Raw genomic sequence first — 6,445 nt, 5'->3', positions numbered from 1 at the left:
AAGTCGTACCGCTCGGCCCGCGCGATCGCCCGGGCCGCCGGGATCCGCCGCACGCCCGAGAGGTCCCGCCGAAGTAGCTCGTTCGCCCGGTCGGCGATGATCGTCGTCGCCTCGGAGCCGGCGGGGCCACYGTGCGGCGGGTTGTATTTGAAGCCGCCGTCGCGGGGCGGGTTGTGCGACGGCGTCACGACGATGCCGTCGGCCTTCGACTCCGGGCCGCTGCGGTTGTAGCGGAGAATCGCGTGGCTGACCGCGGGAGTCGGCGTGTAGCGGTCCCGCGAATCGATCAGCACCGTCACGTCGTTCGCGGCCAGCACCTCGAGCGCCGACGTCCACGCCGGCTCGGACAGGGCGTGGGTGTCGCGCCCGAGAAACAGAGGTCCGTCGATGCCCTGGGACGCCCGGTACTCGACGATGGCCTGAGTGGTGGCGAGGATGTGCGCCTCGTTGAACGCGGTGTCCAGGCTCGACCCCCGGTGGCCGGACGTCCCGAACAGCACCTGCTGCACAGGGTTCTCGGGGTCGGGCACGCCGCTGTAGTACGCGGTCACCAGGTGCGCGATGTCTACGAGATCCTCCGGCAGTGCCACCTGACCCGCCCTGTCGTGCGCCACGAGACCTCCTGGAAACGTTTCGGGATCGAACTCGGCTCCAACCCATCCTGCACCCTCGCGCCGGAGTCTGCCCTCAAGACGTCAATCGGAATCCCAGCCAGGCGACGGCCAGACCGGCCGTCACACTCGCGATCGTGTAGACGACGGACGTGAGCGCCAGCCGGATCCGCAGCAGTCCCACCGATTCCACCGCGAACGTCGAGTACGTGGTCAGTCCCCCGCAGAAGCCCGTGCCCAGCAACGCGAACGCCTGCGCGGACATCGACGCCCCCGACAGCAGTCCGAGGATCAGGCACCCGGCGACGTTCACGAGGAAGGTGGCGACCGGGAAACTGCGGTACGAGTCGACGTACCGGCCGGCGAGGTACCGCGTCGTCGCACCGAGCGCGCCGCCGACCGCGACGAGGAGGACGATCATGTCGCCGCCTTCCGCCCCAGCCGGTGGCGGTGACCGACGAGCATCCCCAGCCGCGCCGCGAGCAGGGCGGGGATCAGGGTGGCCACGACGTAGAGGCTCGCGGTCACCACGTCCTCCCGCACCGCGTCGACGGCGAAGGTCGAGAACGTGGTGAAACCGCCGAGGACGCCGACTCCCAGGAACAGCCGCCACAACCGGTCCGGTCCCACCGTCTCGGCGAGGTAGCCGAGCAGCAGCGACCCGATCACGTTGATCAGCAGGACGGTCCAGATGCCCGGCCACAGCTCGGACAGGAGGAATCTCGCGGACGCACCGAGCGCACCGCCCAGGGCGACCACGGCCACCGGTTTCGTCAGGGACACGGCACACATCGTGTCACGGCGGCCCGCCAGGATGGTCGAACTCCGGTGCGCACAAAAAGGTCCGGGCCGGACACCTGGTGGTGTCCGGCCCGGACCTTGGTGGAGCTGCCGGGAATTGAACCCGGGTCCTCCGCAGCAAAGCTAGGGCTTCTCCGTGTGCAGTTTGCTATGTCTCTACTTGGATCTCCCAGTCTCGCAAACAAGCCAGGATGACGATCCCAGTCGCTGTTGGTTGTCCCATTCGACTCCGCGACCGAGTCGAACGGTAAAGCCCTCTAGCTGATGCCAGTACCCGGACCGAGGGCGAACCCGGACTGACAGACACGCAGTCGCTACTTAGGCAGCGAGTGCGTAGTCGCGCTGATTGGAATCGGCGCTTATATGTTTGCAGCGACGCTTACGGTGGTCTCTTGCCTGCACCGACACGCTTCCCCTACCTCAACGTACGCAGTCGAAACCGTTCAGCCCCGTACGTGCCCCACGAGTCTCGCGGGGCCACCTAGTGTAACGCGAACCCCGCCCGGTTTCATCCCGGTTTCCTCTGGGAGTGTCGACGGGCGTGTTTCAGCTGGCCACGGCGATCATTCCGACGGCCGCGAGGGCGAGGAGCATCCCCGCCTGCTGCATTCTGCTCACCCGTTCACCGAGCATCACCATCGCCAGCAGCACGGTGGCCGCGGGGTACAGCGACCCGATCACGCTGACGAGCGACAGCAGGCCACCCTGGAACGCGTACATCATCGCCGCGTTGGCCAGGACGTCGAGGAAACTCACGTACACGGCGAGTTTGAGGGGTTCGCCGTGGGGTGGCACGAAGTGGCCGGCGGCCAGGGCGACGAGCCACACCACCGCGGTCGCCGCGGCGCGGGACACGGCGAGCGCCCACATTCCGCCCTCCTCGCCGATCTGGTGCAGCGAGACGAAGGACAGCGCGAACGCGATGCCGGATCCGACGGTGAGCAGCGCCACTGTGCGGGTGAAGCGCAGCACCCTGCCGCCTGCCACCTCGCCCGCGGTCTCGTCGGGCGATTCCCGGCTGACGAGGACGACGGCGACGAGGGCCACCGCGATCCCGATGTACGCGACGGGCCCGGGCCGCTCGCCGAACGCGAGCCCGATCAACACCGGAATACCGGCGACCAGCACGGCCGTCAGCGGCGACACCACCGACATCGGTCCCGATGCCAACGCGAGATAGAACCACCAGACCGCCACGCCGCCTGCCACTCCCGCCACCGCGCCCCACACGAGGGAGGACGAGGTGAGGGTGCCGCCGGCGAACGGGGCGATCAGGAGCACGATCAGCAGGGACAGCGGGTACGACACGATGACGACGCGCAGCGCCGCCACCCTGCGGGACGCGACTCCGCCGACGAAATCGCTCACGCCGTAGCCGATCGCGGCCACGAGCGCGAGCAGGATGGACGTCAGCGCATGCCCTTGACTCGGCGTCCGAGTTCGCGGGTCACCTCACGCTCGGCGGTCCGCCTGGCCAGGTCCTGGCGCTTGTCGTAGTCCTGCTTGCCCTTGGCGAGCGCGAGCTCCACCTTGACCTTGCCGTCGGAGAAGTACATCGACAGGGGAACCAGAGTCTGGTTGCCCTCGCGGGTCTTGCCGACGAGGTGCTCGATCTCCCGCTTGTGCAGCAGCAGCTTCCGGGTGCGGCGCGGCGAGTGGTTGGTCCACGTGCCCTGCGTGTACTCGGGGATGTGCAGGGAGCGCAGCCACACCTCCCCGTCGTCGACTGTGGCGAACGCGTCGACCAGCGACGCCTTGCCCTCGCGCAGACTCTTCACCTCGGTACCGACGAGGGCGATCCCCGCCTCGTAGACGTCGAGAATGGTGTAGTTGTGACGCGCCTTGCGGTTGGTCGCAATGACCTTGCGGCCCTTTTCCTTCACGTTCCGGGCCTTTCAGTCCGCGATGTCCGAGGTGAACAGTTCGTACCCTCCAGCATAGGAGAAGGGGCAAACCGATTATTCGCGGACGTACAAGCGCAGGGTCACGTATGCGGTGACCGCCGCCATTCCGACGCCCACCAGCACCAGCACCGGCGACACGAACAGCACGTCGCTGTTGGAGATCCGGGCCACGATGTTGGCCTCGTACACGTCCGCGAGCACGTCGTCGATGAACATGTTCTTCGCGGTGAACAGGCCGACGATGGCCAGGACGGCGCCGACCAGCGCGGCGACCACCGCCTCGAGTAGGAACGGCAACTGTGTGTACCAGCGGGTGGCACCGACCAACCGCATGATGCCGACCTCGGTGCGACGGGTGAAGGCCGCGATCTGAACCATGTTCGCGATCAGGAGAATTGCCGCCACGGCCTGCACGATCGCGATCGCGAACGCGGCGTTGCGCACCCCGTTGAGGACGCTGAAGAGCCGCTCGACCAGTTCGCGCTGGTTGAGGACGCTCTCGACGCCCGGGCGGGTACCGAAGTTCTCGTTGATGACACCGAACCGCTCCGGGTCGCTGAGCTTGACCTTGAACGAGGCGGGGAAGCTGTCGGGGCTGACGAGCGCGGCGAGTTCGGGCTGATCCTTGAACACCCGCTCGGTCGCGTCCTTCACCGCGTCGTCCCGGTTGAGGTACTCCACCGACACCACCGACGGCGTGTCCTCCAGTTCCGTGCGCAGCGACTTGCAGATCTCCCCCTCGCAGCCCGGGTCCGACGTGGAGATGTCGTCGGTGAGGAAGATCTGTACCTCGACGCGGTCCAGGAAGATCTGCTGGGTCTTGCCGGCCATCTGCACCACCAGCAACCCGCTCCCGAACAGGCCGAGGGAGATCGCGGTGGTGAGGATCATCGCGATGGTCATGGTGACGTTGCGGCGGAGTCCGGTCAGGACCTCACTGAAAATGAAACTGGCACGCATCGGGGAATCAGAGTCCTTCGTAGGAGACTTGGGGACAGTACTGAAGCTTGGAGTGCAGGGAGGGCGGCTAACGCCCCACGCCGTACACACCCCGAGCCTCGTCGCGCACCACTCTGCCGAGGTCCAGTTCCACCACGCGACGACGCATCGAGTCGACGATGTGGTGGTCGTGGGTCGCCATCACCACCGTCGTTCCGGTGCGGTTGATCCGTTCGAGCAGCAGCATGATGTCCTGGCTGGTCTCCGGGTCGAGGTTGCCGGTGGGCTCGTCGCACAGCAGCACCAGCGGCCGGTTCACGAACGCCCGCGCGATGGCGACGCGCTGCTGCTCACCACCGGACAGTTCGGTGGGGAGCCGGTCGGCCTTCCCGGACAGCCCCACCATCTCGAGCACCTCGGGGACGGTCCGGGAGATCATCGCGCGCGGCTTCCCGATCACCTCGAGCGCGAACGCGACGTTCTCGGACACGGTCTTCTTCTGCAGGAGCCGGAAGTCCTGGAAGACGACGCCCATGCTCTGCCGCAGCTTCGGCACACGCCGGGCGGACAGCTTGTTGACGTGGAAATCCGCGATGTGAATGTCACCCGACGTCGGCGACTCCTCCTTGAGGAGCAGGCGCATGAACGTCGACTTTCCCGAGCCCGACGGGCCGATCAGGAAGACGAACTCGCCCTTGTCCACCTCGACGCTCACCTTGTCCAGGGCGGGCCTCGTGGAGGTCTTGTACGACTTCGACACATTCTCGACGCTGATCACGAGGAGCCAGTCTAGACGTTATCGAACAGTGACCAAATGGAGCGACGCGCGCGTCATCGCCCCGTCTGCGGTGTCGCCGACGTCGTCGGGACGGAAGACGTGGTCGGCGGCGTGGTGGTCTGCAGAGGCGGGAACGGATTGGGAATCCCGAACGGCAGCGTCGGCGTCGACGTCACCTGACTGGTCCCGGTGGGCGCCGTCTGCTCCGGCGTCGGCTCGGGTGTCGACTCGGTGGTCGTGGCGGTCTCCGTCGTCGACTCGATCGTCGTCTCGAACTCCGACGTCGGCGGCGTGGTCTCCTGGATCGGCGCCTCCCGGGTGGGGACGACAGCCGGAGCGACCGGTCCCTGAACCACCTCTTCGGCGGGATTGAGGTACGTGTACAGCGTGTACAGCACCACCCACAGGATGCACAGCACCAGCGTCGACGTCCGCACCCGGCCGCCGAGGATCTTGGCGGGAAGGAACGAGGAGTGCAGAATCCGGTCCAGTCCGCGCCGGGGTTCGTCGGTYATCCCTCGCCCTCCGCTGCCCGGACCGTCTGAAGGTCCGGTTCGACGGTGATCCCCTGCCGTCGCATCGCGGTGGCGATGCGCACGCGCAGTGCGCGACCGACCTGGAACTGCTTACCCGGGAGGGTCCGCGCCACGACGCGGACGCTGACCTCGTCGACCGTCAGACTCTCCACTCCCATCACCGTCGGCTCGTCGAGCAGTAGTTTCTTCAGTCCGCGATCCGCGAAGGCCTCGACGCCGACCTGGTGGAGCACCTCGTTGACGCGGTTGATGTCCGACGTGGCCGGAACGGGAACGTCGATCACGGCGCGCGCCCAGTCCTTGGACAGGTTGATCGCCTTCACGATCTGGCCGTTGGGCACGGTGATGACCTCACCGTCCGAGTTCCGCATCCGGGTGACCCGGAGGGTGACGTCCTCGATCACGCCCTCGGCGTCCTCCGACGACCCCGTCACCGCGAGCTGCACGGTGTCACCGAATCCGTACTGGCGTTCGGTGATGATGAAGAAGCCGGCGAGGATGTCCTGCACGACGCGCTGCGCGCCGAAACCGAGCGCCGCACCGAGCACGGTGGCCGGGGCCACCAGGCTGCCGATCGGCAGGCTCAGCTGGTCGAGGACCTTCATCGTCGCGATCACGTAGATGATGGTGATGATCACCCAGGTGATCACCTGCGCCACCGAGTGGCGGTGCTTGGTCGCCTCGGACCGCACGAGGGCGTCGCCCTGCATGTAGTTGCTGTCGATCCGGTCGGTCACCTTGCCGCCGCCCCAACTGACGAACCGCGCCATCAGGATCGCTCCGAGGACGGTGAGGGACACCGCCAGCCCCGTCGACGAGAGCCAGTCGAGGAGGTTCTGGGTGGGAGCGAACACTGCCGCCGCCGGTTCCATGGAG

Annotated in this window: 8 protein-coding genes, 1 other RNA gene and 1 pseudogene; 1 reads left to right on the top strand and 9 read right to left on the bottom strand. The window is 67.0% G+C overall.

Annotation, left to right across the window (positions count from 1 at the left end; genetic code table 11):
* The 8 genes and pseudogenes from AC1DWT_RS36565 to ftsE form a co-directional block, all read right to left on the bottom strand.
* Positions 1-614, bottom strand: a pseudogene (locus AC1DWT_RS36565) (phosphoglucomutase, alpha-D-glucose phosphate-specific); the annotation flags it as partial.
* Between the two features lie 73 nt (positions 615-687).
* Positions 688-1,032, bottom strand: coding sequence for a fluoride efflux transporter CrcB (crcB, locus tag AC1DWT_RS36560; protein ID WP_072937692.1), 345 nt, complete (start codon positions 1,030-1,032; stop codon positions 688-690).
* The gene (locus AC1DWT_RS36555) at positions 1,029-1,403 is read right to left on the bottom strand and encodes a fluoride efflux transporter FluC (protein WP_072937691.1); all 375 of its coding nucleotides are present in this window, start codon (positions 1,401-1,403) and stop codon (positions 1,029-1,031) included. Before AC1DWT_RS36555 ends, crcB begins: the two co-directional genes overlap by 4 nt.
* Positions 1,404-1,491: 88 nt before the next feature.
* Positions 1,492-1,863, bottom strand: a transfer-messenger RNA (tmRNA) gene (gene ssrA, locus AC1DWT_RS36550).
* 95 nt (positions 1,864-1,958) lie between these two features.
* Positions 1,959-2,813, bottom strand: coding sequence for a DMT family transporter (locus tag AC1DWT_RS36545; protein WP_072937690.1), 855 nt, complete (start codon positions 2,811-2,813; stop codon positions 1,959-1,961).
* 8 nt (positions 2,814-2,821) lie between these two features.
* On the bottom strand, positions 2,822-3,295 hold the full coding sequence (gene smpB / locus AC1DWT_RS36540) for an SsrA-binding protein SmpB (RefSeq protein WP_015890164.1): 474 nt from the start codon (positions 3,293-3,295) through the stop codon (positions 2,822-2,824).
* A gap of 75 nt (positions 3,296-3,370) precedes the next feature.
* Positions 3,371-4,276, bottom strand: a complete 906-nt coding sequence (gene ftsX, locus AC1DWT_RS36535) for a permease-like cell division protein FtsX (RefSeq protein ID WP_072937689.1) — start codon at positions 4,274-4,276, stop codon at positions 3,371-3,373.
* A gap of 67 nt (positions 4,277-4,343) precedes the next feature.
* On the bottom strand, positions 4,344-5,033 hold the full coding sequence (gene ftsE / locus AC1DWT_RS36530) for a cell division ATP-binding protein FtsE (protein ID WP_005240222.1): 690 nt from the start codon (positions 5,031-5,033) through the stop codon (positions 4,344-4,346).
* Positions 5,034-5,069: 36 nt separating this feature from the next.
* Between ftsE and AC1DWT_RS36525 the strand changes: the two genes are divergently transcribed.
* A complete protein-coding gene (locus AC1DWT_RS36525; protein ID WP_477924379.1) occupies positions 5,070-5,213 on the top strand; it encodes a hypothetical protein in 144 nt (47 codons plus the stop codon).
* Positions 5,214-5,544: 331 nt separating this feature from the next.
* Here AC1DWT_RS36525 and AC1DWT_RS36520 read toward each other — a convergent pair whose 3' ends face one another.
* Positions 5,545-6,441, bottom strand: a complete 897-nt coding sequence (locus AC1DWT_RS36520; protein WP_072937794.1) for a mechanosensitive ion channel family protein — start codon at positions 6,439-6,441, stop codon at positions 5,545-5,547.
* Positions 6,442-6,445: the final 4 nt, after the last annotated feature.

It is taken from the genome of Rhodococcus sp. P4_B6 (genome assembly GCF_056402215.1).
This window is presented reverse-complemented; position numbering and strand designations above follow the sequence as displayed.

What these genes read in the sequence shown, in the direction of transcription:
- AC1DWT_RS36555 (WP_072937691.1), bottom strand. Translation starts at nt 1,403, where the DNA reads ATGTGTGCCGTGTCCCTGACGAAACCGGTGGCCGTGGTCGCCCTGGGC.
- ftsX (WP_072937689.1), bottom strand. Translation starts at nt 4,276, where the DNA reads ATGCGTGCCAGTTTCATTTTCAGTGAGGTCCTGACCGGACTCCGCCGC.
- crcB (WP_072937692.1), bottom strand. Translation starts at nt 1,032, where the DNA reads ATGATCGTCCTCCTCGTCGCGGTCGGCGGCGCGCTCGGTGCGACGACG.
- AC1DWT_RS36525 (WP_477924379.1), top strand. Translation starts at nt 5,070, where the DNA reads ATGGAGCGACGCGCGCGTCATCGCCCCGTCTGCGGTGTCGCCGACGTC.